The organism is Phenylobacterium sp., from assembly GCF_036963605.1.
Classification (GTDB): domain Bacteria; phylum Pseudomonadota; class Alphaproteobacteria; order Caulobacterales; family Caulobacteraceae; genus Phenylobacterium.
Map to the genome: position 1 here is coordinate 1 of NZ_JBALUY010000039.1, position 23,119 is coordinate 23,119.

The following is a 23,119-nucleotide window of genomic DNA, read 5'->3' on the forward strand; positions in this document are numbered from 1 at the left end:
GGCGGCGCCTGGGACAACGCCAAGAAGCTGATCGAAGAGGGCCACCACGGCGGCAAGGGGTCGGAGGCTCACAAGGCCGCCGTCACCGGCGACACCGTTGGCGACCCCTATAAGGACACCGCAGGTCCCGCGGTGAACCCGATGATCAAGATCACCAACATCGTGGCCCTGCTGCTGCTGGCCGTCCTCGCCCACGGCGTTGGATAGTCTCCAGGCCTCAAGGCCCTGAACGAAGAACGCCCCGGAGAGTGATCTCCGGGGCGTTTCTCATTTCAACTGTAGTGGCCGGTTCTAACGGTCGCCGGGACGGGTGCCGGGCACCCCTTCGTCATCCCGCGGCAACATGCCGCCGCGGCCCACATTGCCCAGCAGCTGTTCGAGCACCGTCAGCTCGCGGCCACGGGTCGGGGTTTCGCGGTCGTTATAGGCGATCACCTTGCCGTCCTCGAGGGTGTAGTGGTCCACCGTCTCCACGACCTCGGTTTCGGGATTGAAGGTGATGGACACCACTTCGCGGTTGACCACCTGGGCCCGTCGGAAGGCCACGCGCTCTTTCACCTGGGCGATATAGAACCAGACGTCGTCCTCGAAGGTCGAGGTGGCCGAGGGCGATCCGAGGCTGCCGCGGACGGTGGACTTGGTGTCCTCGCCGACCTTGACGTCCTTGGGATTGGCGTCGATGGCCTGGAATCCGGAATAGGTGGTCATCGGCGCGCAGGCGCTGGTGGTCAGCAGTCCGACCGAAAGGGCGGCGAAGGCGACACGGCGAAACATGTGGGAACCGGACCTGTTCAAGATTTCAAGACTTTGACCTATCGCCCGCGGGGCCTTAGTTCAATGCCGCCGTTAACGCCCTGTGGCGGCGAAATCGAGGCCAAGATGATCCTGGAGCGTCTCTTTCGTCCAAAACCCGCAAAGATCGCGGGGCAGAAGCTCTATTCCGAGGTGGTGTCTCAGGCCCGCCAACCCGAATTCTACAGCCGCCTGGGGGCGCCCGATACGGTCGAGGGCCGTTTCGAACTCTATTCCCTGCACGTGGTCCTGCTGCTGGACCGCCTGAAGCGCCAAGGCGAGGCCGCCGCCGACACCGCCCAGGCCCTATTCGACGCCTATGTCTCGGCCCTGGACGACGCCCTGCGCGAGATGGGGGTCGGCGACCTGTCGGTCGGCAAGAAGATGCGCAAGCTGGGCGAGGCCTTCTATGGCCGGGTGAAGTCGTACGAATCCGCCCTGGCGAGCCTGCCTGACGAGGCGCCCCTGGCGGCGCTGGTCGGGCGCACCGTCTATGCCGAAGCTGCAGACGCGCCCACGACCGCGATGGTGGCCTATGTCTTGCGCCAGAGGCAGAACCTGGCCGACCAGCCTCTGGACGCCTTCCTGGCCGGCGACGTCGCCTGGGTGGCGCCGTGAGCGAGGTCTGGACCCACCCCTTCAAGATGGGCGCCCTGGCCCGGGGGCCGGTCACTCTTCGGCTGGAACCCGATGCCGCAACGCTCAAGGCGCTGGCGCCGAAGCTCGGCGTGCGAGCGGTCAAGAGCCTCAGCGCCGATCTTCGCCTGCGGACCTGGCTGGACGGCGTGGAGATCGGCGGCAGGTTCCAGGCCGTGGTCGAGCAGGAATCAGGACTTTCGCTGGAGGTCTTCGACCAGACGGTCGAGGGACCGATCGAGGTTCGTCTTGTCCCGGCAGGCAGCCCCAATGCGCCCGATCCGGAAATCGAGATCGAGCTTGATCCCGAATCGCCCGATCCGCCGGAAATTCTTGAAGGCGACACCATCGACCTGGCCGCCTATGTGATCGAACACCTGGCGGTGGAGATCGACCCCTTTCCCCGACTGCCGGGGGAAACCTTCGACTACACGCCGCCACAGGATGACGACTCGCCCTTCGCTGTGCTTAAGCGGCTGAAGGACGACCATGGGTGATCCCCGGCTACGCGCCGGGCACAACGCCGCGGAGCCGCGGCGAACAGGGGCTGAATTCACGTCGTGAGCCAATCGGTCACCATATCCATCGACGCCATGGGCGGCGATCACGGCCCGGCCGTCACCATTCCGGCCCTGGCCCATGCCGCCGGGAAGATGGGGGAGGGGCTGCGCTTCCTCGCCCATGGCGACGCCGCCCTTATCGAGCCTGAGCTGGCCCGCCTGCCGCAACTGGCTGGCAAGGTCGAGGTGCGCCACACCGACAAGGTGGTGGCCAGCGAGGAAAAGCCCGCCACGGCCCTGCGCCGGGGCAAGGGCTCAAGCATGTGGAACGCCGTCGAGGCGGTGAAGCTCGGCGAGGCCCAGGGCGCAGTCTCGGCGGGCAATACCGGCGCTCTGATGGCGATCTCCAAGCTCGTCCTGCGGATGAGCGCCGATCTGGACCGGCCCTGCCTGACGGCCAGCTGGCCCACCGTCTCGGGCTTCACCACGGTGCTGGATGTCGGCGCCAATGTGGATTGCGACGCCGCGCGGCTGGTGGAGTTCGCCATTCTGGGGGAAGCCTTCCACCGCGCCGCCCACGGGGTCGAACGCCCCAGCATCGGTCTGCTGAACGTCGGCTCTGAGGACATCAAGGGCCACGAAGAGGTCCGCGAGGCCCACCGCATGCTGCGCGAGGGCGAGTTTGGCCTGAACTATTACGGATTCGTCGAAGGCGATGATCTGACCCGCGGCGTCGTCGACGTGGTCGTCACCGACGGCTTCACCGGCAATGTCGCCCTGAAGACGGCCGAAGGCGTGGCCAAGTTCATCACCAGCGAGTTGCGCGCGGCCCTGATGTCGAGCCTGCCGTCCAAGCTCGGGGCGATGATGGCGCGCAAGGCTCTGCTGGCCTTCCGCGAAAAGCTCAGCCCGCCGGCCGCGGCGCCCCTGCTTGGCCTCAATGGTGTGGTGGTCAAGAGCCATGGTGGGGCCGAGATTCGCGACTTCGCCGACGCAATTCAGGTGGCTGCGGATCTGGCGCGCAGCGATTTCGCCGCCGAGATCACGCGAAGCATGACCCGTCTCGGTTTCGGCGCCAGTCCGCCGCCGCCCGCGGGCCAGGGAGGCGAGTGAGTTGAGTTCCGCATTTCGCAGCGCCGTCACCGGCGTGGGCGGCTATCTGCCCGACGAGGTCGTCACCAATGACGACCTGTCCCGCTTCGTGGACACCAGCGACGAATGGATCCGGGAACGAACCGGCATTCGCCAGCGTCATCGCGCGGCGCCGGACCAGGCCGTTTCCGACCTCGCCGTGGAGGCTGCGCGCAAGGCGCTGACGGCGGCCGGCCGGACGCCCGACGAGGTCGATCTGATCATCGTCGCCACTACGACCCCCGACCTGACCTTCCCGGCGACCGCGGCCATCGTCCAGCGCAAGCTGGGGTGTCCCGTGGGTATCGCCTTCGATATCCAGGCGGTCTGCTCTGGGTTTGTCTACGCTCTGTCGGTGGCCGACGGCTTCGTCGCCCACGGCCGATCCAAGTGCGCCCTGGTGATCGGGGCCGAGACCATGACCCGGCTGATGGACTGGACCGACCGGGGCACCTGCGTGCTGTTCGGGGACGGGGCCGGCGCTGTGGTGCTGGAGCCTGCGGCTGGCGCCGGGACCACGGAAGATCGCGGCCTGCTGGGTTTTGCGCTCCGCGCCGACGGGACCAAGCAGGACCTCCTCTATGTGGACGGCGGCCCCTCGACCAATGGCGAGGTGGGCAAGCTGCGGATGCAGGGCAACCAGGTGTTCCGCCACGCCGTGGTCAACATCTCCGAAGCGGTCACGGCCGCGGCCGCCGACGCCGGAATCGATGTCGCCGCAGTGGACTGGTTCGTGCCCCACCAGGCCAATATGCGCATCCTGGAAGGGGTCGCGCGTCGCCTGGGCATTCCGGAGTCCAAGGTGGTCACGACGGTGGCCGATCACGCCAACACCTCCGCAGCCTCGATTCCCCTCGCCATGGCCGTCGCGGTGGCCGATGGCCGCATCAAGCCGGGTGATCTTCTGCTGCTGGAGGCCATGGGCGGCGGCCTGACCTGGGGCGCCTGCGTGCTGCGCTTCTGAGTCTGGGCGCAGAACTGGACCGGAACCCTTTGACCTTGCCCGACAATCACGGCATGAGGGGACCAGTTGGTTTGTCCGGGGGCGGGGTACGCATGAAGGGCTCGACTTTGACGCGAGCTGATCTTTGCGAGGCGGTTCACGACGAGGTCGGACTGTCTCGGCAGGACTGCGCGACGCTCGTCGAACGCACGCTGGAGCTGATGATCCAGGCTCTTGAGGCCGGTGAACAGGTCAAGCTTTCCGGCTTCGGCGTCTTCCAGGTCCGCGCCAAGCGCGCGCGCATGGGCCGCAATCCCAAGACCGGCGAGCCGGCGGCCATCGAGCCGCGTCGGGTGATCGGCTTCCGGGCATCCCAGGTGATGAAGGCGAGGGTCGACAAGGCGCTCGCAGAGGAAGACTAGGCCGTGGCCAAGGGCCCCGAAGCGTTCCGGACGATTTCGGAAGCGGCTGAGGAGCTGGACGTGCCCCAGCACGTGCTGCGGTTCTGGGAGACCAAGTTCTCATTCATCCGCCCGATGAAGCGGGCCGGCGGTCGCCGGTTCTACCGGCCCCAGGACATCGCCGTCCTGCAGGGCGTGCGGCGCTTGCTGCACGACGAAGGCTACACGATCAAAGGCGTCCAGAAGCTGCACAAGGACCAGGGCCTGCGCCGGCTGCTGGCCGAATCGGGAGCCGATCTCGGGGGCGAAGCGCCGGATGAGGCCCTGGCGGATTCAGAAATCCGCGACCGCCTGGCGCTGGTTCTGGAAGATCTCGAGGCCGCCAAGGCGCGGCTGGATCGACTGCTTGGGGATGGCGGTCGGCAGGCCTGACTTTGCGGGTTGCCGGGCCGCAGGCGCCCGCCTATAAGACGCGACCTCGCCGCTGGCGACGGAGCGTAGCGCAGCCTGGTAGCGCACAAACTCCGCAGTCGCCCGTAGACGCTTTGTCTACAAGGCTTTGCTTGAAATCGTTAGACTATCAAGTGGCCTTTGTCGGCCAGTGTCGGACATTGTCGACGCCCGATAGGTGCGTAACGCCCCCTTTTCAGCGCGCCTCACCTCGGCTGCTCAGGCATGATCACCGCATCAGAAAGGCGTTCAAAGCGGCCCCAGCGAGTGTGAGTAAAAGGCCGCCCGTTAGCCATCGAAGCAAGCCGCGGCGGTTCTCCACGCGCCTATCTTCACGGACTAACTCCTCACCAAACAGCACGCCTATCGGGACGAACAGAAGCCGCCGCATAACTGTGACTGCGCACATTCCAAACAGCGAGGCACCCAGGAGACACCAACCCCACCAAATCAAGGGGGGAGACGGATACCTAAGCCAAAGCGTGAAGAGGATAAACGAAAAGAGAGCCGGCGGGATGAAGACCGAAGAAGAATCGAAGCAATATAAAAATGAATACCAGCGGCGAGTGCCATTGGCGAATGAAGCCAATGTTCTAATTACGCCAGGTGGGTTGGTGTGTTCGGCCACCCAAACCATAACTCGCGGGAATTCTTTGCGGTACTTGTAGGAAATTCCGATTCTAGGCCACTTGCGCTGTGAATTGAAATCGCTCTTGAAGGTGATTTCAAACTCAGCCCTTTCTTTGTGGTGAAGGGGCATGAGTTCGATTTCTTCAAATGTAGAACCTATGAATTTTGAACCATCTACTAGGGTGAGTTCGTAGGTCGTCGCTATTTCACCATCTAGGTGCATTCTGACCGCCGCTTCGAGCCTGCGTAATGCAGACCCGTCGATAACGAATGCACCGTAAATGATATCCGACTTGAAAGCGGGTGGTACCTGCTGCACGAGTGTGTTCCCCCAGTCACCGCAGGCGATGGTTGTCCCTAAAAAGGGGCAAGGCAATCCAGCTTGGGGTCAACCGCCGTGGTCGGGGATGCCGGATTTGAACCGACGACCTCTTGACCCCCAGTCAAGCGCGCTACCAGCCTGCGCTAATCCCCGGAACCACGGCGGGCGGCCCTTTTAGCCTGAACCACGGCGATTCCAAGCCCCTTCATTACCCTTTTTCGCCCTCTAGCTGCGTTGTTACGCAGCTGTAGACATTGTTCCGACCGCAACTTAGCTGAAGTCCCCCTCAAATGCCCCCACCCGGGCGCAACGCTCCGCCGTGTAGACAGAGCGCCAATCTAAGAGGCGTTATTTTTCAATAACTTACATCGAAGCAACGGTTCTTCGTGAGTAAGTAGCGCACTTGACTGGGGGTCAAGGGGTCGTGGGTTCGAATCCCGCCGCTCCGACCATCGCCTGAAACGGCGGGGTCGAAACAAGCATCACGTCGGAATTCTATCGCCTGAGAGACGCCGGCGGCCTACCGGCCGCGGTTCATCCAGCTGATCAGCGGCAGGATCGGAACGCCCCAGGCCAGTCCGACGATCCCGTAGAACAGGACCTGGATCGCGACGTTGTCGGGCAGCCGCTCGCCGATGGCGACGGCGGCCACGGCATAGACGGCCACGAAGGCGAGGATCGCGAACATGCCGATCAGCTTGCGTTGGCGCGCGCTCATGGAAAGCCCCATTGATCCTCGCGCCGGTCCGGCGCGCACCTCCCTATAGGGCGCGCGCCGGGGGCCTGTCACTTCCGGCGGATGAGGCCCAGAATGGCCAGGAGCAGGACGGCGCCCACGGTCGAGACGATCAGGCTGCCGATGAAGCCGTCGAAGGGGAAGTCGATCAGGTTGGCGATGAAGCCGCCGATCAGGGCGCCGACCAGACCCACCAGAAGGTTGGTGAAGAGGCCGTGGTCGCGCTTCATGATCTTTTCGGCGATCCAGCCGGCGAAGATGCCGATGATGATTGCGCTTAGAATTCCGACGCCGCTCATGGTTCGTTTCCTCCCAAAAGACGGCTGAAGACGCCGCCCACCCTGAATGCGGTCAAGCTTGGGGGGTTCCCAATCTCCTGGCAAGCGGACAAGGCATGGACGGAAATCGTCGCGTGCTTTAGCCCATGGCCCAACTTAAACCCAAAAGAGGCGCGATCTCGCCGTAATGACCTCTTTCCTGCGCTCGGACCGATCGACGCCGGTCGCCCTCTGGCTCGCCATCGTGGCCGCTCTCGTGCTCGCAATGGTGGTGGTCGGCGGCGCGACCCGCCTGACGGACTCCGGCCTCTCCATTACCGAATGGAAGCCCGTCACCGGCGCTGTGCCGCCGATGTCCGACGCGCACTGGAACGCCGAATTCGCCAGGTACCAGGAGATTCCCCAGTACCAGCTGGTGAACCGGGGCATGACCCTGGCGGAGTTCAAGACCATCTATTGGTGGGAGTGGGCGCACCGTTTCCTCGGCCGCCTGGTGGGCCTCGTCTACGCCCTGCCGTTCGTCTACTTCCTGGCGCGGCGAGAGATCCCCAAGCGCCTGATCCTGCGGTGCGTCGGCCTCCTGGTGCTGGGCGGACTGCAGGGCGCGATCGGATGGTGGATGGTGGCCAGCGGCCTGGCCGACCGGGTCTCGGTGGCGCCAGAGCGCCTGATGGTCCATCTGGGTCTGGCCTTCATCCTGTTCGCAGCCCTCATATGGACAGCCCTGGACGCTTGGCGAGGGGAGGCGCGGCAGCCCTTGCCCAGCCCATGGAGCGCCCTGGCCCTGGGCCTGATGGGCCTGATCTTCCTGCAGATCCTGCTGGGCGCCCTGGTGGCCGGCAACGACGCCGGCTTCGTCTATAACGACTGGCCTCTGATGAACGGCACGCTCTTCCCGCGGGACTATGCGGGCGAAAGCCTATGGGGCACCCTGGCCCACAGCCAGGGCGCCGTGCAGCTGCATCACCGGCTTGGCGGCTATGTCTTGATGATCGCCGCCGTCTGGATGGCGATCAGCGCCCGGCGGACCAACTATGTGCCGCCGCCGGCCAAGCGGCTGATGATGGCCACCACCCACGCCACGCTGCTGCAGGCCGTTCTGGGGATCGCCACCCTGATGCTGGCCGTGCCCCTGTGGCTGGGCATGCTGCACCAACTGATGGCCGCCGTGGTCCTGGGACTGGCGACAGCCTTCGCCTGGCGGATTCGCAGAGTCTAGACCCGGAAGCTGTTCCAGGGGCCGGTGATCGCCAGGGTGAGGCCCGGCCAGTAGATGTTGACGAAGCAGGTCGAGCCGTCGGGCGAGAAGCAGGCGCCGGCCAGCTCAGCGTTCCCCTCGAAGACGTTGCGGGCGATCGTATAGACCCGGCCATCCGGGGTGATGCCCTTCAGGTGGTTGCGCAGGGTCTCCGAATAGCGGTCCTCGCAGGCGAACATGTGGCCCCAGGGCGAGATGGCCAGGTTGTCGGCGAAGTCCATGACCCGGGAATCGGTCGGCTCGACGAACAGCTCCAGCCGGCCGGGGGCATCGGCCTCGCCGGCCTGGCCTTCGTGCGGGCTTGGGATGTAGCGCAGCACCTGACCATGGCCGGCCGGTCCGCTGGAGGTGCAGGTGAAGTAGACCCCCTCCGGGCTCCAGAAGATCCCCTCGCCACGGCCGATGAAGGCCGCGCCGGCCGCCTGCATGCGTAGGCGCAAGTCCTCGTGCGGGTTGTCCGAGCCCTGGACATCGATCCAGACGCAGTCGCGGGTCTCGCCGACCTGCCAGGTGGGCTCCGAGCCCTTCATGTTGCGGGCGTCGCCGCCCTCAGGCGCGTTGCGGAAGCCGAGGGCCTGCAGCCGGCCGCCCTTGGCCGGGTTGCGCCGGTCATTGGGCAGGAAGCGGTAGAACAGCCCCTTGGAATCGAAGGAGTCCTCGGTCTCGTAGATGACGCCGGTCCCGGGATCGACGGCGGCGGCTTCGTGCTGGAACCGTCCCATGGCCGTGAGCGGGACGGGATCCACCAGGCCCTTGGCCGTGGCGGGGACCTCGAACACCCAGCCGTGCGACTTGCCCAGGCCCGCCTGGGCCGAGAGGGTGGTTTCCTCGCAGGACAGCCACGAGCCCCAGGGCGTGGCGCCGCCCGCGCAGTTGATCAGGGTCCCGGTCAGGCTGAGATGCTGGCTCTCCAGCCGCTGGCTCTTCAGATCGTAGATCAAGGTTGTGACGCCGCCGGGCAGGGGATGGCCGTCGGGGCCGACATCATAGGCCTGCTCGGGCTTCAGCCTGTCGATCAGCTTGCGGCCCGGCCCCGTTGGGCCATAGTTCAGGTCCCGCGGATTGAGCTCGTGATTGCGAAGCAGGGCGATCTTCGATCCGCCGATCGGAATGGCGGCCATGCCGTCGGCCTTGTAGGGCACGAAGAACCCGTCATCCATCGTCTGACCGGCGTGGGAGATCACCCGGTATGAAAAGCCCTCAGGCAGGTCGAGAATCTTGTAGGGGTCGGGGATCAGCGGGCCATAGCCATGGACCTCGTTGACATAGGTTTCGCCTGCTGACGCTTGTGACGTCTGGGCCTGCGCCCGCAGCGCGTAGCCGGAAAAGGCGGCGCCGGCCGCAGCGGCGCCCAGCAGGGCGCGACGGTGAAGGGTCATGGAGAATCCGTGATCGGGCGTCTGTGTTGTCCCACCATACGACAAAGCCATGGCGAGGCGATGACGGGCGTTCGGGTCTTGGTTCGGCGAGAACTGACATGTATCGTGTCATAACGGCGCGGCTCGTCGGCTTAGGGTCCAGGAGGGACGCCCATGACACTGACCTACGACCTCTACTGGTCCTTCCGCTCGCCCTATTCCTACATGATCACGCCGCGGCTGATGGCCCTGGAGGCGGCCTATGACGTCAAGGGGAATATCCGCCCGGTCTATCCGCTCGCCGTGCGCACGCCCGAGTTCTTCGAGACCCGGGACCCGCTGTGGTTCAGCTATTTCCTGGCGGACATTCACCGGGAGGCGGCCTTCCTGGGCCTGCCGTTCGCCTGGCCGCGCCCTGACCCGGTCTATATGGACATGGCCACCCGCACCTATCCCAAGGAACAGCCTCACATTCATCGGCTGACCCAGATGGGCGTCGCCGCGGCCGAGCGGGGGAGGGGCCTGGCCTATCTGACCGAGGTCAGCCGGGTGATCTGGAGCGGTGAGGTGGAGAACTGGCACGAGGGCGACCACCTGGCCCAGGCCGCCGAGCGCGCCGGCCTCGATCCCAAGGAGCTGGCCAGCGCCGTCGACGCCGAATCCGAGCGACTCGACGCCATCGTCGAGGCCAACCAGGTCGCGCAGCGACAGGCCGGCCATTACGGGGTGCCGATGATCGCGTTCAACAGCGAGCCCTTCTTTGGTCAGGACCGCTTCGACCAGTTCAAATGGCGGTTGGAGCAGCAGGGCCTGAAGGCGAGATAGGCGGGTTCAGCCGTTCGCGGTAATATGATACCTTGCCTCTAGGGGCCGTGTTTTATAAGGCTTTCCGGGCCATTCGTGTTGACAAGGTGGCGTTCGACCCGTACATGCCGCGCCTCACGTCGCCGGCGCCTTGCCGCCGTCGCAACTTACGGATCGTCCCCATGATGAAGACCACGGCTTCTTTGAAGCCCGCCGAGGTCGAGAAGAAGTGGATCGTGATCGATGCTGAGAACGCCGTGGTCGGCCGCCTCGCCTCGTTCGTCGCCATGCGTCTTCGCGGCAAGCATCGGCCCGACTACACCCCGCACGTCGATTGCGGCGACTTCGTCGTCATTGTCAACGCCGACAAGGTGAAGTTCACCGGCAAGAAGCTGACCGACAAGGTCTACTACTGGCACACCGGCCATCCGGGCGGCATCAAGGAACGGACCGCGGACAAGATCCTCGGCGGCAAGTTCCCCGAGCGCATCCTGGAAAAGGCCGTGGAGCGCATGCTCCCCAAGGAAAGCCCTCTGGCCCGCAAGCAGATGACTCACCTGCGCATCTATACGAGCGCCGAGCATCCGCACGCCGCCCAGAACCCCGAGACCATCGCGTTCGCCGAGATGAACGCCAAGAACGTGCGGAGCGCCTGAGGCCCATGTCCGAGACCCAAGGTTTCGAGGCTCTGCAAAGCCTCTCTTCCAACCCCGAATCCGCGCCGCGCGAACCGGTCATCGACCAGTACGGCCGCGCCTACGCCACCGGCAAGCGCAAGAACGCCGTGGCCCGCGTGTGGATCAAGCCCGGCAAGGGCGTGATCACCATCAACGGCCGCACCCAAGAAGTCTATTTTGCGCGTCCCGTGCTGCGCATGATGATCGCCCAGCCGCTCGAGATCGCCGACCGCCTGGGCCAGTTCGACGTCATCGTGACCGTGAAGGGCTCTGGCCTTTCGGGCCAGGCCGGCGCTGTTCGCCACGGCATCGCCAAGGCGCTGACCTATTACGAGCCGGGCCTGCGTCCGGTCCTGAAGCCGCACGGCTTCCTGACCCGCGACTCGCGCGTCGTCGAGCGTAAGAAGTACGGCAAGGCCAAGGCCCGCCGCAGCTTCCAGTTCTCGAAGCGCTAATCGCGCGCGAACACCGCGTATGCGAATGGGGCGCTTCGGGAGACCGGAGCGCCCTTTTTCTTGTCCATCGTCCCACTTCTTGTTCATCGTCCACGGGAGACGACCATGGCCCACAGGATCTTCATCGACGGCGAGGCCGGCACCACGGGCCTGCAGATCCGCCAGCGCCTCGCCGACCGGCGCGACCTGGAGGTGGTGTCGATCGATCCGGCGCGGCGCAAGGACGCGGCTGCCCGGGCCGAGCTGCTCAACAGCGTGGACGTGGCGATTCTCTGCCTGCCCGACGAGGGCGCGCGGGAGGCCGTGGCTATGATCGAAAACCCCGACGTGCGGGTGATCGACCCCTCCACCGCGCACCGGACGGCGCCGGGCTGGGTGTTTGGCTTTCCGGAGCTGGCGCCAGGCCATCGCCAGGCCATCGCGGCCTCCAAGCGGGTGACCAATCCCGGCTGCTGGTCCACCGGCTTCATCGCCCTGGTGGCGCCCCTGGTGCGGGCCGGCCTGATCCCGCCTGAAGCGGCCCTCAGCGTCCATGGGGTCTCCGGCTATTCCGGTGGGGGCAAGGGCCTGATCGAAGAGTTCGAGCAGGCGCCGCCCCCCTCGTCGGCCGACGCCTTCCGGCCCTATGGCCTGACGCTGGCCCATAAGCACCTGCCGGAGATGGTGGCCTGTACGGGTCTGGCCCATCCGCCGATCTTTTCACCCGCGGTGGGACGCTACGCCCAGGGAATGATCGTCGAGGTTCCCGTGGCGCTGTGGGCGCTGCCCGGCCGGCCGGCGGTGGCCGATCTCCGCGCCGCGCTCTCGGAAGCCTATGCCGGTGAGGCCTTCATCCAGGTGGCGACCGATCTGGAGACCTCTCAACTCAGCCAGGCGCGGGCTGGCGCCAGCGGCTATGTGCAAGCCCTCGACCCTGAGGCCTTGAACGGTACGAACGGTTTGCGGCTCCATGTATTCGGCGACGAGACCAAGGGCCAGGCTCGCCTGCTGGCCGTGCTCGACAACCTTGGGAAGGGCGCCTCGGGCGCCGCCGTCCAGAACCTGAACCTGATGCTTGGCCTCGATGAGGACGCCGGATTGAGTCGCCCCTAGGGATATGCAGAATTCGGCGTGAGCCATGTCGATTCTGCCCCTGCTGACGCCTCCGATCCGACCTCCGCAATCAGAGCTTAACCCTGCGACCCTCATTCTCCGGCGGTCGTAGTCCGGCGCTTACAAGGATCTCTCGCCCATGACCCAGGCGTCATTCATTGATCCGCAGGGCGACGCGCCGGCCCGGGACCGTGGCGCGTGGGATCTGGATATAGGCACCTTCTTCGAGGTGTCACTCGACCTGCTGGTCATCCGCGACATTGAGGGGCGCGTGCTGAAGGCCAGCCGTTCATGGCACACCATCCTCGGCCATGATCCTAAGGATATGGAAGGCCTGCCGCTGCTGCGTCTGGTCCACGCGGACGACCTTCCTGGCACCCAGAACAGCGTCAAAGAGGTGGAACAGCGCCGCCCCGGCGATCCGGTTCTCGGATTCATCAACCGCTATCGCCACAGGGACGGGGGTTATCGCACCCTGGAATGGCGCGCACAGCGCTTCGGCGATCGCATCTACGGCGTCGCCCGAGACGTGACCGAACGAGTCGCCGCCGAGCGCGAACTGCTCGAGGCCAAGGCGACGGCCGAGGCGGCCAGTCGGGCCAAAACCGATTTCCTGGCCAATATGAGCCACGAGGTCCGCACGCCGCTCAACGGCGTGATCGGTATCATCGACGCCCTGTCGCGGACTCCGTTAAGTCCTGAGCAGGCGGAGATGGTCGGTCTGGTCCGGGATTCAGGCGTGATCCTCGAGCGGCTGGTGTCGGACTTCCTGATCGTCTCCAAGATCGAGGCCGGTCAGCTCGAACTGGAAAACCGACCGTTTGATCTGGACGAAGCCCTGCGCCCCTATATCGAGGTCACCCGCCACCGGGTGGACGACAAGGGCCTGGTCCTGAAAGTGGAGCGCCACGAGGCCGCCAAAGGGCGCTTCCTCGGCGACCCCACGCGGATCGGCCAGATCCTCAGCAACCTGTTGTCCAATGCGGTGAAGTTCACCGAGCAGGGCCAGGTCACCCTGCGGATCAGCCAGAGCGAGGCGCCGGACGGCGATCGCCTCATCTTTGAGGTGGAGGACACCGGCGTGGGATTCAGCGCCGATCAGGCCGCCCGCCTGTTCGACCGCTTCAGCCAGGCCGACGAAACGATCAGCCGGCGGTTCGGCGGCACGGGCCTCGGCCTCTCGATCTGCCGCTCGCTGACAGATCTCATGGGCGGGAAGATCACCGCGACCTCGGAGCCAGGGCAGGGCAGCCGCTTTGTGGTGTCCATCCCACTGTCGCGCGCCGAACCTCTGCCGGACGGCGAGGTTCAGCATCCCGGCGCACCGGTGTCACATTCGGCCAGTGATCGGCCCCTGCGCGTGCTGCTCGCCGAGGATCACCCCACCAACCAGAGGGTGGTCCAGCTCATCCTGGCCAGTCAGGCGGCCGAACTGGTCACCGTCGAAGACGGGCTTCAGGCGGTGTCGGCCTTTGAATCGAGCGTCTTCGATGTGGTCCTGATGGACATGCAGATGCCGCACATGGACGGCCTGGCCGCGACCCGGGCGATCCGCGCCCTGGAGGCCAAGCGGGGTGCGTCGCCGACGCCCATCATCATGCTGAGCGCCAACGCCATGGCCGAGCACCAGAACGAGGCCCTGGCGGCCGGCGCCGACATCCATGTGGCCAAGCCGATCACGGCGGCCAGCCTGCTGGGCGGCATCCAGGCGGTCGTCGCCATCTAGATTTCGCGACGCCTCATCCAAGTCCAGATCGCCAGCGTATGATGAGGTATGAACCTCATGCACGCCTTTCATCGTCGGGGCTTTCTGCTGGGCGCCAGCGCGCTCGCCGCCTGTAGCGGCGGGTCCCAGGCCCAGGCCGCCGACGCCTATGCCAACGCCTCCTGGCGCAAGCTTACCGACGCCCAGTGGAAGAGCCGCCTGTCGCCCGCCGCCTATCAGGTCCTGCGCCGTGAAGGCACCGAGCGAGCCGGCTCCAGCCCCCTGGACCGCGAGAAGCGCAAGGGGACCTTCGTCTGCGCCGGGTGCGAACTGCCGCTGTTCAAATCCGACTGGAAATACGACAGCGGCACCGGCTGGCCGAGCTTCTACACCTATATCGATGGCGCCCTGGGCAAGAAGACCGATTTCAAGATCGGCATTCCCCGCACCGAGTACCACTGCGCCCGCTGCCTCGGTCATCAGGGCCACGTGTTCGAGGACGGCCCTCGCCCGACCGGCCTGCGCTATTGTAACAACGGCGTGGCGCTGAAGTTCGTCCCCGCCTGAGGCGAGACGCGACGAACATCTAGGCTGCGGTTCGGCGGCGCCCTATGAGTGCTCCCAACGAGAAGAACACCTTAGGGAAGAACGATGCGACATCATCTTGCACGCCGGCTGGCCGGCGCTGTCTCCGCTGTGGCGCTGGCCGCCTTGGCCACTGGACCGGTCCTCGCCGCCGACGTCCCCATGGCGGCGCCCGCCGAGGTCGGCTTCACAGCACCTGGCGTCGATGCGCTGACGGCCGAGATGCAGGCCCTGGTCGACCAGAAGAAGCTGGCCGGCGCGGTGACCCTGCTGGCCCGAGAGGGCAAGGTCGTCCATTACGAAGCCTATGGCGTCCAGGATGTCGCCACGGGTCAGCCGACGAAGCTCGACACCATTTACCGCATCGCCTCCATGACCAAGCCGATCACAGGCGTGGCCATGATGATCCTCTGGGAAGAGGGCAGGTGGAGCCTGGACGATCCGGTGGCCAAGCACATCCCGGAATTTGCGGACCTGATGGTCGCTACCGCCGACGGTGAAACCGAACCCCAGGCGCATCCAATGACCATGCGAGAGCTGATGAGCCATACGGCCGGCTTCGATGTCAGCGCCGGCTATGACGACGATGGGCTGCAGGACGGCGATCTCCAGGCCATGATCGACAAGCTGGCCGCCTTGCCGCTGGCCGTCCAGCCGGGAACCGACTGGCGCTATGGGCCGAGCGTCAACATCCAGGGCTACATCGTCGAGAAGCTGTCAGGGCAGAACCTGGATGACTTCTTCAAGAGCCGGATCTTCGATCCCCTGAAGATGGATGACACCGGATTTCACGTCGACGCGGCCAAGCTCGACCGGGTTTCGGCGGTCCACACCTATGGCGAGGATGGCCTGATCGCCCCGGCCGGCGAGGTGAGGGCGGCGCCCACCAGCGCGCCCACCTTCCTGTCGGGCAGCGGCGGGCTCCTTTCCACCGCAGAGGACTACTGGCGCTTCGCCCAGATGCTGGCCAATGGCGGCGAACTGGACGGTGTTCGCATCCTGAAGCCGGAAACGGTGGAGTTGATGCGCACCAATGTGCTGGCCCAAGGCGTGACGGTGGATCTCTATGGCCCGAGCCAGACCGGGACCGGCTTTGGCCTGGACTTTGCGGTCATCAATGATCCCCAGGCCGCGGGCACGCCCCAGGGCCTGAACTCCTTCTATTGGGGCGGAGCCTTCGGGACCTGGTTCTGGATCGATCCCACCAATGACCTGGTCTTCGTGGGCATGATCCAGAATCTACGCGGCAGCATCCCTGGCGCCGGCACCCCGGCCATGCGGGAAATCTCGCCGCGCCTGGTCTACGAGGCGCTGATGACCGATTGAAAATCCAGCCGGCCGTCCCCGGGCGGCCGGCTACTCCATCTGGTTGGCGGGATCGGCGAAGAACAGGATCGAGAGCGCCGCCAGGGCGACGATGTCCCGATCCGGAGAGCCCTGTTCCGGCAGGTAGATCGCCGGAGACATCATCCGGTTGAAGTCGATCCCACCGATCTCCTGTCCGTCCTTGTAAAAGACATAGCCCGCGATCCGCCCGGTCGGCAGGGGCACGCCGCCAATGCGCTGCGTCTGCAGCCGTATGGTCTGGCCCCCATAGGTCATCTCGCCTGCCCTTTGAGGCTGGGACATGCGGGCCAGAAACCCAGCCTTCTGCAAGGCCAGTTCGAAGCTCGCCCCAGGAATGGGCGCGCCGTCCCGGCTGAAGGTGCAGACATAGCTTAGATCCTCCCGTTCGAAGGTGATCCAGCCAAGCTGGGTCCGGCGTTGGCCGCCAGCGCAATCGGCCTCCAGCGCCGGGATTGAGGGGCTCTGGAGTTTGAATCTCGTCGTTGCGCTGTCGCGCGAAATCGCCCGGCCCAGGGCGCGGAAGCTGGAACTGCGGCTGGAGGTCTCTCCGCTGTATTCGGCGAGGTCGAAACCATAACCGAGCAGGCCGGGCACGCGCCGTGGCTTTAACTGCAACTGCTCGGTGCGCTCCGTCATCGGGACCTGCGCCGCCGCGGCGCCGACACTCAGGACGGTCGCCAGGACCGCCGTCAAAAGACTCTTCATGACCCCACACTCCCGCTTGAGGCGCGGACGCCTCCGCCCGATCCGGACAGACTATGCCGGATCGGGTATCGCGGATATCCCAGGCGTGAGCGTGTCGAGGGTCAGGATTTGACCTTCACATAGCTGCCCGGCGCGTCCTCGATCGGCTTAAGCGGCCCCTTGGCGGGATCGCGGGCCGGGACCATCCCACCGGCATGAGACTTCAGCCAGACGATCCAGTGGGGCCACCATGAGCCTGGCGTCTCAACCGCGTTCCCCTGCCAGTCCGCCAGGGTCTCGGGGAGTTGGTCGAAGGTCCAGTGCTGATACTTCTTCGCTGAGGGTGGATTGACCACGCCAGCGATATGACCGGAGCCCGAAAGGGTGAAGGTGGTCGGGCCGCCGAACAGGCGCGCGCCGCGATAAACCGAACCCGCCGGCGCGATATGGTCCTCCTTGGAGGACTGCACATAGACTGGCGTCTTCACCGCCCCCAGATCCAGGCGCACGCCGTCCAGCTCCAGTTCGCCCTTGGCCAGGGCGTTCTGGCCGTAGAACTGGCGCAGATAGAACATGTGCAGCGCCTTGGGCATGCGAGTCTGGTCGGAGTTCCAGAACAGCAGGTCGAAGGGCCTCGGCTCCTTGCCCATCAGATAGTTGTTCACGAAGAACGACCAGATCAGGTCGTTGGAGCGCAGGACATTGAAGGTGTCAGCCATGGCCTGGCCCGACAGGACCCCGCCCTCGGCGTCCATCTTCTGCTCCAGGTCCTTCAGCCAGGCTTCGTCGGTGAACAGCAGCAGGTCGCCCGCCTCGCTGAAGTCCTGCTGGGCGGCGAAGAAGGTGGCCGAGGCGATCCGCTGATCGCCCTTGGCCGCCATGTGGGCCAGGGCCGCCGACAGCAGCGTGCCGCCGATGCAGTAGCCGACGGCGTTCAGACGATCGACCCCCGCCTGCTTCATGACCGCATCGGTGGCTTCATAGATGCCCTGGCGCAGGTAGTCCTCGAAGGTCTTGCCGGCCAAGGCCCTGTCCGGGTTCACCCAGGAGGCGACGAAGACCGTGATCCCCTGGTCGGCCAGCCAGCGGATCATCGAGTTATCGGGGCGAAGATCGAGGATGTAGAACTTGTTGATCCACGGCGGGAAGATGATGAGCGGGATCTCATGCACCTCCTTGGTGGAGGGCGAGAACTGCACCAGCTGGAGCAACTCGTTCTGGAAGACGACCTTGCCAGGGGCTGTGGCGACATTTTCGCCGATCTTGAACTGTTCGTAGTCGGTCTGGCTGATCGACAGCTGGCCGCCGCCGCGGGCCAGGTCGGCGGCGAAGTTCTCCATGCCGCGCACCAGGCTTTCGCCGCCTGTGGCCATGATCTCGCGCATGGCCGTGGGATTTGAGGCCAGGAAGTTGGTGGGCGAGAAGGCGTCAGTCAGCAGCTTCATGAAGAACTCGACGCGACGACGCGAGATCGGCTCCACACCCTCGACCCCGCCCACCAGGCTCTGCAGCCAGTCGGCGGTGACCAGGTAGGACTGCTTCATGACGTCAAAGACGGGGTTTTCTGACCAGTCGGGGTCCAGGAACCGCTTGTCGCCCTTGAGCGGCTGGGCCACCGGCTCCGGCGTCTCGCCGGCCATTCGCCGGGCGGTCGCCTGCCAGAGATCCATGTAGCGGGTCAGAAGGTCGGCCTGGGCGCGAACCAGGCGGTCGGGCTGGCTGGCCAGCTTGCCCATCACCTCCGTCAGGGACGGACCGATGTGGAAGGGATCGGTGGACAGGGCGGCGGGGCGGTCGGCCTGGCGCAGGGCCGCCTCGGCGATCGCGCCCTGGGCGGTCATGGCCGCACGGGCGAGATTGGTCGACAGGTTTTCCAGCAGACGCCGCTGCTCGGCCGTCAGGTCCGGGAAGGCGGCGAGGGCGGCGGTCGGCTCCGGCGGCGCGGCTTGAGGCGAGGCTTGGGCGGCCTCAGGCTGGGGCTTCGGAGAGGCCTGTGGCCGAGGTTTGGGCTTGGGTTTCGGGGCGGCCTTCGGAGGCGGCGCGACCTTGGCTTCGATGGGCGCGGCGGCGACCTTGACGGTCGGCTTGCCGACGGCCTTGATCTTGGATGCGGGCGACTTGGACTTGGTTCGGCTCCTGGAGCCGGAGCCCTTGGTCTGCGAGCCTTTTTCGCTCATGGAACGCCATCCTCCGGGCAGGTGGGCCGATTGCAGCCCTTTCACTGGGTCGCATCATGTCATAAGAGCGAGGCCGACATGAACGTCTTGGCTCGCCTTTTTCGAAACGCACAAAACGCCCGGTTGTGGCATGGCGCGGTCGCGTGCCTGGGTCTTTCGATCCTGGGCGGCTGCGCAGGCGTGAGCCCGTTCGCCACGGCGCCTGTCGATCCCGAGTCGCCGGCCGCGCAGGCGGTGATCGCCGGCGCGCGAGCGGACACGGCCTATCCGAAGTTCAGCGACATCCCCCCGGCGCCCGCCAATCCCCGCACGGCCCGCGATTGGGCCCGTGCGGTCGCCAGCGTGGAGGCCGCCGGCGCACAATTGGCGGCGCAGACGGCGCCCGGAACCTGGACGCTCGACGGCACGGCCGCCTTCGCCGCCCGGGCCCAGGCCGATGTCACGCCGCCTCCAGCCATCACCACCAGCGACACCGAGGCCTTCGCGCGCGACGCCAGGGAGCGAGCTACACCGCCTCCGTCGCCCCGTTGAGGGGGCCTGCGGAGGCGAAAAGTTCCCTGAGCCTGCTTGGCGGACTCCAGCCCGGAGTCTATCCATGCGCGACTTTCAGCTCCCCAACGCCGCAGCAGCGGCAGAGCTTGCAATGACCCCCGAATTCCACCGCATCCGACGCCTTCCGCCCTACGTCCTCGAGGAGGTGAACCGCATCAAGGCGCGCCTCCGCGCCGAGGGCATCGACATCATCGACTTCGGCATGGGCAATCCCGACATGCCGACGCCCAAGCACATCGTCGAGAAGATGATCGAGACCGCCCGCGACCCCAAGGCGGGGCGCTACTCGGCCTCCAAGGGCATCATCGGCCTGCGCCGCGCCATGGCCGGCTATTACAAGCGCCGCTTCGGCGTGACCCTGAACCCCGACACCGAGGTGATCGCCACTCTGGGCTCCAAGGAGGGGTTCGCCAACCTCGCTCAGGCCCTGACGGCTCCGGGAGATGTCATCATCTGCCCGAACCCGGCCTATCCGATCCACGCCTATGGCTTCATCATGGCCGGCGGGGTGATCCGCCATGTGCCCGCGCACTCGCCGGAAGAGTATCTGGCCGGGGTCAGCCGTGCGGTGAAGCACTCCGCGCCGCCGCCCAGCGTGCTGATCCTGTCCTATCCGTCCAACCCCACGGCCCAGTGCGTGGACCTGGACTTCTACAAGGACGCCATTGCGCTGGCCCGGAAGCACGACATGCTGGTGATTTCCGACATCGCCTATTCCGAGATCTACTTCGACGACAATCCGCCGCCGTCGGTCCTGCAGGTCGAGGGCGCCAAGGACATCGCCGTCGAGGTCAATTCGCTGTCCAAGACCTACGCCATGGCCGGCTGGCGGGTCGGCATGGTCGTGGGCAATGAGCGGATCTGCAATGCGCTCGCGCGCGTGAAGTCCTATCTGGATTACGGCGCCTATACGCCAATCCAGGTGGCCGCGGCCGCGGCCCTGAATGGCCCCCAGGACTGTGTCGCCGAGATTCGCGCCATCTATAAGTCCCGCCGCGATGTGCTGGTGGAATCCATGAAGCGTGCGGGCTGGGATATTCCGTCGCCCCAGGCCTCCATGTTCGCCTGGGCGCCCGTGCCCGAGAAATTCAAGGAGGCCGGGGCTCTGATGTTCTCCAAGCTGCTGATCGAAGAGGCCGGTGTGGCCGTCGCCCCCGGCGTGGGCTTTGGCGAGTATGGCGAGGGCTATGTCCGGGTCGGTCTGGTCGAGAACGAGCACCGCATCCGCCAGGCCGCCCGCAACGTGAAGAAGTTCCTCGGCAACGCCGATGAGATCCTGGAGCGGGCGCACAACACCATGGCCGCCCAATGAGCCCGCGGGACTGGCGTATCGGCGTCGCCGGCCTGGGCACCGTCGGCACGGGTCTGCTGACCTTTCTCGATGAGCGTCCGGCCTTTGCGCCGGCCGGCGGTCAGGCCCGGGTCACCGGCGTCTCGGCCCGGTCGCGGACGAGGCCCCGGGGCTTCGACATCTCCAACCTGCCCTGGTTCGACGACCCCGTGGCCCTGGCCCAGTCGGACGAGATCGACGTCTTCGTCGAACTGATCGGCGGGTCCGACGGCCCGGCCAAGGCCGCGGTCGAGGCCGCCCTGAAAGCCGGCAAGCCCGTGGTCACCGCCAACAAGGCGCTGATCGCCGAGCACGGCGCTGCCCTGGCCGCCCTGGCCGAGGCCGCTGGCGTCCCGCTGCTGTTCGAGGCCGCCGTCATGGGCGGCACCCCGGCGGTGAAGATGGTCCGCGAGGCCATGGTCGGCGACGATGTTCGCAGTCTGTCCGGCATTCTCAACGGCACCTGCAACTTCATCCTGACCGAGATGGAGCAGGGCGGCCGCGCCTTCGAGGACGTCCTAGCCGAGGCCCAGCGCCTGGGCTATGCCGAGGCCGATCCGACCATGGACGTGGGCGGCTTTGATGCGGCCCACAAGATCACCATCCTGGCGGCGCTGGCCTTCAACTGCGCGCCGGACTTCGCCGCCTGCGAGGTCGAGGGCGTCGATCAGGTCGAGCTGCTCGACATCCGCATGGCCAAGGACCTGGGCTATCGCATCAAGCTGATCGCCTCGGCCGACCGCAGCGACGAAGGGGTCTCGGTGCGGGTCCATCCCTCCCTCGTGCCCCTGGCCCACCCTCTGGCCCAGGCCGGCGGGGCGCTCAACGCCCTGTTCATCGAGGGCGAGCGGCTGGGTCGTATCTTTATCCAGGGCGCGGGCGCTGGCGCAGGCCCCACCGCCGCCGCCGTCGCCGCCGACATCGCCGACGTGATGACCCAGGCCGCCCGCCCGGTCTTTCAGCGGCCCGCCACCGAACTGGCCGCCTTCACCCCGGTGGATCGTAGCCGCAGCCTGGTGCGCGCCTATCTGCGCCTGCTGGTCAAGGACGAGCCCGGGGTCATCGCGGCGGTGTCCGAAACCCTGGCCGAGGCCGGCGTCTCCATCGAAAGCTTCCTGCAGAAGCCGGTGGAGGACGCGCAAGGGGTGCCGATCGTGCTGACCACCCATTCGGTGTCCGAGGCGGTGCTGGCGGAGGCGGTAGCCCGGATTGGCGGGCATCCGGCGGTGATCGAAGCCCCCCGACTGATGCGAATCGCGCGGATCTGAGAATCCGGCGAAACTGCCGGCGAAGCGGCGAGGGCCGAGACCGAGGAGACGTTTATGACCGCCGAGACTCTGGATCGCGGCTTGGTGCTGGACTCTGTCCGAGTGACGGAGATCGCCGCCATCGCCGCCTGGAGCCTGGTGGGCCGCGGGGATGAGAAGGCCGCCGATCAGGCCGCCGTCGACGCCATGCGCACGGGGCTCAACGACCTGGACATCGACGGTGAGATCGTCATCGGTGAGGGCGAGCGCGACGAGGCCCCGATGCTCTATATCGGCGAGAAGGTCGGCCGGGGCGGACCGGCGGTGGATATCGCGCTGGACCCGCTGGAAGGCACGACGCTGACGGCCAAGGCCATGTCCAATGCACTGACCGTCATGGCCTGGGCGCCCAAGGGCACGCTGCTCAATGCGCCAGACACCTATATGGACAAGATCGCCTGCGGTCCGGGCTTTCCCGCCGGGCTCATCGACCTGGACGCCTCGCCGGCCGAGAATGTCCGCGCCCTGGCCCGGGCAAAGGGGGTGGATGAGAACCAGATCACCGTCTGCATCCTCGATCGCCCCCGCCATGGCGAGATCATCGCCAGGGTCCGCGAGGCCGGCGCCCGGGTGCATCTGATCACCGACGGAGATATCGCCGGCGTGATCAATACCGCCGACCCCGACACGGGGGTCGATCTCTATCTCGGGCAGGGCGGGGCCCCCGAGGGCGTGCTGGCCTGCGCCGCCCTGAAGTGCGTGGGCGGCCAGTTCCAGGGCCGGTTGGTGTTTCGCAACAGCGACGAGCGCCTGCGCGCCGAGCGCTGCGGCATCACCGAGTTCGACAAGAAGTACGATCTGCACGAGATGGTTCGCGCCGAGGCCATTTTCGCCGCCACCGGCGTGACCAAGGGCGCCCTGCTGGATGGCGTGCGCCTGCGCAACGGCATGGTCCACACCCACTCCATGGTGATGAACTCCTCCACCCGCACGGTTCGCGAAGTGCGGATGAAGCGGCCGGTCTGATCC

Annotated in this window: 26 protein-coding genes and 1 tRNA gene; 19 read left to right on the plus strand and 8 right to left on the minus strand. The window is 66.1% G+C overall.

Going from position 1 to position 23,119, the window contains the following annotated elements; genetic code table 11:
- Window positions 1-207: sodium/proton-translocating pyrophosphatase (locus V7702_RS09095; RefSeq protein WP_335649799.1), on the plus strand; the 207-nt coding region annotated here is incomplete at its 5' end.
- A gap of 84 nt (window positions 208-291) precedes the next feature.
- Here V7702_RS09095 and V7702_RS09100 read toward each other — a convergent pair.
- Window positions 292-774, minus strand: coding sequence for an outer membrane protein assembly factor BamE (locus V7702_RS09100; RefSeq protein WP_335649800.1), 483 nt, complete (start codon window positions 772-774; stop codon window positions 292-294).
- 63 nt (window positions 775-837) lie between these two features.
- Between V7702_RS09100 and V7702_RS09105 the strand changes: the two genes are divergently transcribed.
- From V7702_RS09105 to V7702_RS09130, 6 genes are all read left to right on the plus strand, one after another.
- Window positions 838-1,410: a ubiquinol-cytochrome C chaperone family protein gene (locus V7702_RS09105; protein WP_335649801.1), complete on the plus strand. Its 573-nt coding sequence runs from the start codon at window positions 838-840 to the stop codon at window positions 1,408-1,410.
- On the plus strand, window positions 1,407-1,925 hold the full coding sequence (locus V7702_RS09110; protein WP_335649802.1) for a YceD family protein: 519 nt from the start codon (window positions 1,407-1,409) through the stop codon (window positions 1,923-1,925). The genes V7702_RS09105 and V7702_RS09110 overlap by 4 nt, the downstream gene beginning before the upstream one ends.
- A 63-nt stretch (window positions 1,926-1,988) precedes the next feature.
- Window positions 1,989-3,041 carry a phosphate acyltransferase PlsX gene (gene plsX, locus V7702_RS09115; protein ID WP_335649803.1) on the plus strand — a complete coding sequence of 351 codons (1,053 nt, stop codon included), beginning with the start codon at window positions 1,989-1,991 and terminating at the stop codon, window positions 3,039-3,041.
- A gap of 1 nt (window position 3,042) precedes the next feature.
- Window positions 3,043-4,023 (plus strand): beta-ketoacyl-ACP synthase III, encoded by a 981-nt coding sequence (locus V7702_RS09120; RefSeq protein WP_335649804.1) that lies wholly within the window; start codon window positions 3,043-3,045, stop codon window positions 4,021-4,023.
- A gap of 92 nt (window positions 4,024-4,115) precedes the next feature.
- Complete coding sequence (locus V7702_RS09125; protein WP_300578845.1) at window positions 4,116-4,424, plus strand: integration host factor subunit alpha; 309 nt, start codon at window positions 4,116-4,118, stop codon at window positions 4,422-4,424.
- A gap of 3 nt (window positions 4,425-4,427) precedes the next feature.
- On the plus strand, window positions 4,428-4,835 hold the full coding sequence (locus V7702_RS09130) for a MerR family transcriptional regulator (protein WP_335649805.1): 408 nt from the start codon (window positions 4,428-4,430) through the stop codon (window positions 4,833-4,835).
- Between the two features lie 247 nt (window positions 4,836-5,082).
- Here V7702_RS09130 and V7702_RS09135 read toward each other — a convergent pair whose 3' ends face one another.
- The 4 genes from V7702_RS09135 to V7702_RS09150 all read right to left on the minus strand — a co-directional run bounded on the left by V7702_RS09135 (window position 5,083) and on the right by V7702_RS09150 (window position 6,840).
- Window positions 5,083-5,802, minus strand: coding sequence for a hypothetical protein (locus V7702_RS09135; RefSeq protein ID WP_335649806.1), 720 nt, complete (start codon window positions 5,800-5,802; stop codon window positions 5,083-5,085).
- A gap of 79 nt (window positions 5,803-5,881) precedes the next feature.
- Window positions 5,882-5,958, minus strand: a tRNA-Pro gene (locus tag V7702_RS09140).
- A gap of 367 nt (window positions 5,959-6,325) precedes the next feature.
- Window positions 6,326-6,523: a DUF2842 domain-containing protein gene (locus tag V7702_RS09145; RefSeq protein ID WP_335649807.1), complete on the minus strand. Its 198-nt coding sequence runs from the start codon at window positions 6,521-6,523 to the stop codon at window positions 6,326-6,328.
- A 68-nt stretch (window positions 6,524-6,591) separates the two neighbouring features.
- On the minus strand, window positions 6,592-6,840 hold the full coding sequence (locus V7702_RS09150; RefSeq protein ID WP_335649808.1) for a GlsB/YeaQ/YmgE family stress response membrane protein: 249 nt from the start codon (window positions 6,838-6,840) through the stop codon (window positions 6,592-6,594).
- Window positions 6,841-7,006: 166 nt separating this feature from the next.
- On the opposite strand from V7702_RS09150, the gene V7702_RS09155 reads away from it, so the two are divergent.
- Complete coding sequence (locus V7702_RS09155) at window positions 7,007-8,038, plus strand: COX15/CtaA family protein (protein WP_335649809.1); 1,032 nt, start codon at window positions 7,007-7,009, stop codon at window positions 8,036-8,038.
- Here V7702_RS09155 and V7702_RS09160 read toward each other — a convergent pair.
- Entirely contained in the window at window positions 8,035-9,456 is a 1,422-nt protein-coding gene (locus V7702_RS09160) for an alkaline phosphatase PhoX (RefSeq protein WP_335649810.1), read from the minus strand. The genes V7702_RS09155 and V7702_RS09160 overlap by 4 nt on opposite strands.
- Window positions 9,457-9,609: 153 nt before the next feature.
- Here V7702_RS09160 and V7702_RS09165 point away from each other — a divergent pair, with 153 nt between their 5' ends.
- The 7 genes from V7702_RS09165 (at window position 9,610) to V7702_RS09195 (ending at window position 16,079) form a co-directional block, all read left to right on the plus strand.
- A complete protein-coding gene (locus V7702_RS09165) occupies window positions 9,610-10,260 on the plus strand; it encodes a 2-hydroxychromene-2-carboxylate isomerase (protein ID WP_335649811.1) in 651 nt (216 codons plus the stop codon).
- Between the two features lie 161 nt (window positions 10,261-10,421).
- Entirely contained in the window at window positions 10,422-10,895 is a 474-nt protein-coding gene (rplM, locus tag V7702_RS09170) for a 50S ribosomal protein L13 (protein ID WP_335649812.1), read from the plus strand.
- Between the two features lie 5 nt (window positions 10,896-10,900).
- The gene (gene rpsI / locus V7702_RS09175; protein WP_300574442.1) at window positions 10,901-11,371 is read left to right on the plus strand and encodes a 30S ribosomal protein S9; all 471 of its coding nucleotides are present in this window, start codon (window positions 10,901-10,903) and stop codon (window positions 11,369-11,371) included.
- 105 nt (window positions 11,372-11,476) lie between these two features.
- The gene (gene argC, locus V7702_RS09180) at window positions 11,477-12,463 is read left to right on the plus strand and encodes an N-acetyl-gamma-glutamyl-phosphate reductase (protein ID WP_335649813.1); all 987 of its coding nucleotides are present in this window, start codon (window positions 11,477-11,479) and stop codon (window positions 12,461-12,463) included.
- 139 nt (window positions 12,464-12,602) lie between these two features.
- Window positions 12,603-14,189 carry a PAS domain-containing hybrid sensor histidine kinase/response regulator gene (locus V7702_RS09185; protein WP_335649814.1) on the plus strand — a complete coding sequence of 529 codons (1,587 nt, stop codon included), beginning with the start codon at window positions 12,603-12,605 and terminating at the stop codon, window positions 14,187-14,189.
- Between the two features lie 48 nt (window positions 14,190-14,237).
- A complete protein-coding gene (msrB, locus tag V7702_RS09190; protein WP_335649815.1) occupies window positions 14,238-14,735 on the plus strand; it encodes a peptide-methionine (R)-S-oxide reductase MsrB in 498 nt (165 codons plus the stop codon).
- A gap of 84 nt (window positions 14,736-14,819) precedes the next feature.
- The gene (locus tag V7702_RS09195) at window positions 14,820-16,079 is read left to right on the plus strand and encodes a serine hydrolase domain-containing protein (RefSeq protein WP_335649816.1); all 1,260 of its coding nucleotides are present in this window, start codon (window positions 14,820-14,822) and stop codon (window positions 16,077-16,079) included.
- Window positions 16,080-16,109: 30 nt separating this feature from the next.
- On the opposite strand, the gene V7702_RS09200 is transcribed toward V7702_RS09195, so the two are convergent.
- Complete coding sequence (locus tag V7702_RS09200; RefSeq protein ID WP_335649817.1) at window positions 16,110-16,805, minus strand: hypothetical protein; 696 nt, start codon at window positions 16,803-16,805, stop codon at window positions 16,110-16,112.
- 101 nt (window positions 16,806-16,906) lie between these two features.
- Window positions 16,907-18,961, minus strand: coding sequence for a class I poly(R)-hydroxyalkanoic acid synthase (gene phaC, locus V7702_RS09205; RefSeq protein WP_335649818.1), 2,055 nt, complete (start codon window positions 18,959-18,961; stop codon window positions 16,907-16,909).
- 180 nt (window positions 18,962-19,141) lie between these two features.
- Here phaC and V7702_RS09210 point away from each other — a divergent pair, with 180 nt between their 5' ends.
- From V7702_RS09210 to glpX, 4 genes are all read left to right on the plus strand, one after another.
- Window positions 19,142-19,492, plus strand: coding sequence for a hypothetical protein (locus V7702_RS09210; protein WP_335649819.1), 351 nt, complete (start codon window positions 19,142-19,144; stop codon window positions 19,490-19,492).
- 112 nt (window positions 19,493-19,604) lie between these two features.
- Window positions 19,605-20,825: an LL-diaminopimelate aminotransferase gene (locus tag V7702_RS09215; RefSeq protein WP_335649832.1), complete on the plus strand. Its 1,221-nt coding sequence runs from the start codon at window positions 19,605-19,607 to the stop codon at window positions 20,823-20,825.
- On the plus strand, window positions 20,822-22,111 hold the full coding sequence (locus V7702_RS09220; protein WP_335649820.1) for a homoserine dehydrogenase: 1,290 nt from the start codon (window positions 20,822-20,824) through the stop codon (window positions 22,109-22,111). Before V7702_RS09215 ends, V7702_RS09220 begins: the two co-directional genes overlap by 4 nt.
- Before the next feature lie 54 nt (window positions 22,112-22,165).
- Window positions 22,166-23,116 (plus strand): class II fructose-bisphosphatase, encoded by a 951-nt coding sequence (gene glpX / locus V7702_RS09225; RefSeq protein ID WP_335649821.1) that lies wholly within the window; start codon window positions 22,166-22,168, stop codon window positions 23,114-23,116.
- Window positions 23,117-23,119 lie beyond the last annotated feature (3 nt).

What these genes read in the sequence shown, in the direction of transcription:
- V7702_RS09145 (WP_335649807.1), bottom strand. Translation starts at nt 6,523, where the DNA reads ATGAGCGCGCGCCAACGCAAGCTGATCGGCATGTTCGCGATCCTCGCC.
- V7702_RS09125 (WP_300578845.1), top strand. Translation starts at nt 4,116, where the DNA reads ATGAAGGGCTCGACTTTGACGCGAGCTGATCTTTGCGAGGCGGTTCAC.
- msrB (WP_335649815.1), top strand. Translation starts at nt 14,238, where the DNA reads ATGAACCTCATGCACGCCTTTCATCGTCGGGGCTTTCTGCTGGGCGCC.
- V7702_RS09165 (WP_335649811.1), top strand. Translation starts at nt 9,610, where the DNA reads ATGACACTGACCTACGACCTCTACTGGTCCTTCCGCTCGCCCTATTCC.
- V7702_RS09195 (WP_335649816.1), top strand. Translation starts at nt 14,820, where the DNA reads ATGCGACATCATCTTGCACGCCGGCTGGCCGGCGCTGTCTCCGCTGTG.
- rplM (WP_335649812.1), top strand. Translation starts at nt 10,422, where the DNA reads ATGATGAAGACCACGGCTTCTTTGAAGCCCGCCGAGGTCGAGAAGAAG.
- V7702_RS09105 (WP_335649801.1), top strand. Translation starts at nt 838, where the DNA reads ATGCCGCCGTTAACGCCCTGTGGCGGCGAAATCGAGGCCAAGATGATC.
- V7702_RS09160 (WP_335649810.1), bottom strand. Translation starts at nt 9,456, where the DNA reads ATGACCCTTCACCGTCGCGCCCTGCTGGGCGCCGCTGCGGCCGGCGCC.
- V7702_RS09100 (WP_335649800.1), bottom strand. Translation starts at nt 774, where the DNA reads ATGTTTCGCCGTGTCGCCTTCGCCGCCCTTTCGGTCGGACTGCTGACC.
- V7702_RS09185 (WP_335649814.1), top strand. Translation starts at nt 12,603, where the DNA reads ATGACCCAGGCGTCATTCATTGATCCGCAGGGCGACGCGCCGGCCCGG.
- phaC (WP_335649818.1), bottom strand. Translation starts at nt 18,961, where the DNA reads ATGAGCGAAAAAGGCTCGCAGACCAAGGGCTCCGGCTCCAGGAGCCGA.
- argC (WP_335649813.1), top strand. Translation starts at nt 11,477, where the DNA reads ATGGCCCACAGGATCTTCATCGACGGCGAGGCCGGCACCACGGGCCTG.
- glpX (WP_335649821.1), top strand. Translation starts at nt 22,166, where the DNA reads ATGACCGCCGAGACTCTGGATCGCGGCTTGGTGCTGGACTCTGTCCGA.
- rpsI (WP_300574442.1), top strand. Translation starts at nt 10,901, where the DNA reads ATGTCCGAGACCCAAGGTTTCGAGGCTCTGCAAAGCCTCTCTTCCAAC.
- V7702_RS09220 (WP_335649820.1), top strand. Translation starts at nt 20,822, where the DNA reads ATGAGCCCGCGGGACTGGCGTATCGGCGTCGCCGGCCTGGGCACCGTC.
- V7702_RS09200 (WP_335649817.1), bottom strand. Translation starts at nt 16,805, where the DNA reads ATGAAGAGTCTTTTGACGGCGGTCCTGGCGACCGTCCTGAGTGTCGGC.
- V7702_RS09155 (WP_335649809.1), top strand. Translation starts at nt 7,007, where the DNA reads ATGACCTCTTTCCTGCGCTCGGACCGATCGACGCCGGTCGCCCTCTGG.
- V7702_RS09215 (WP_335649832.1), top strand. Translation starts at nt 19,605, where the DNA reads ATGACCCCCGAATTCCACCGCATCCGACGCCTTCCGCCCTACGTCCTC.
- V7702_RS09150 (WP_335649808.1), bottom strand. Translation starts at nt 6,840, where the DNA reads ATGAGCGGCGTCGGAATTCTAAGCGCAATCATCATCGGCATCTTCGCC.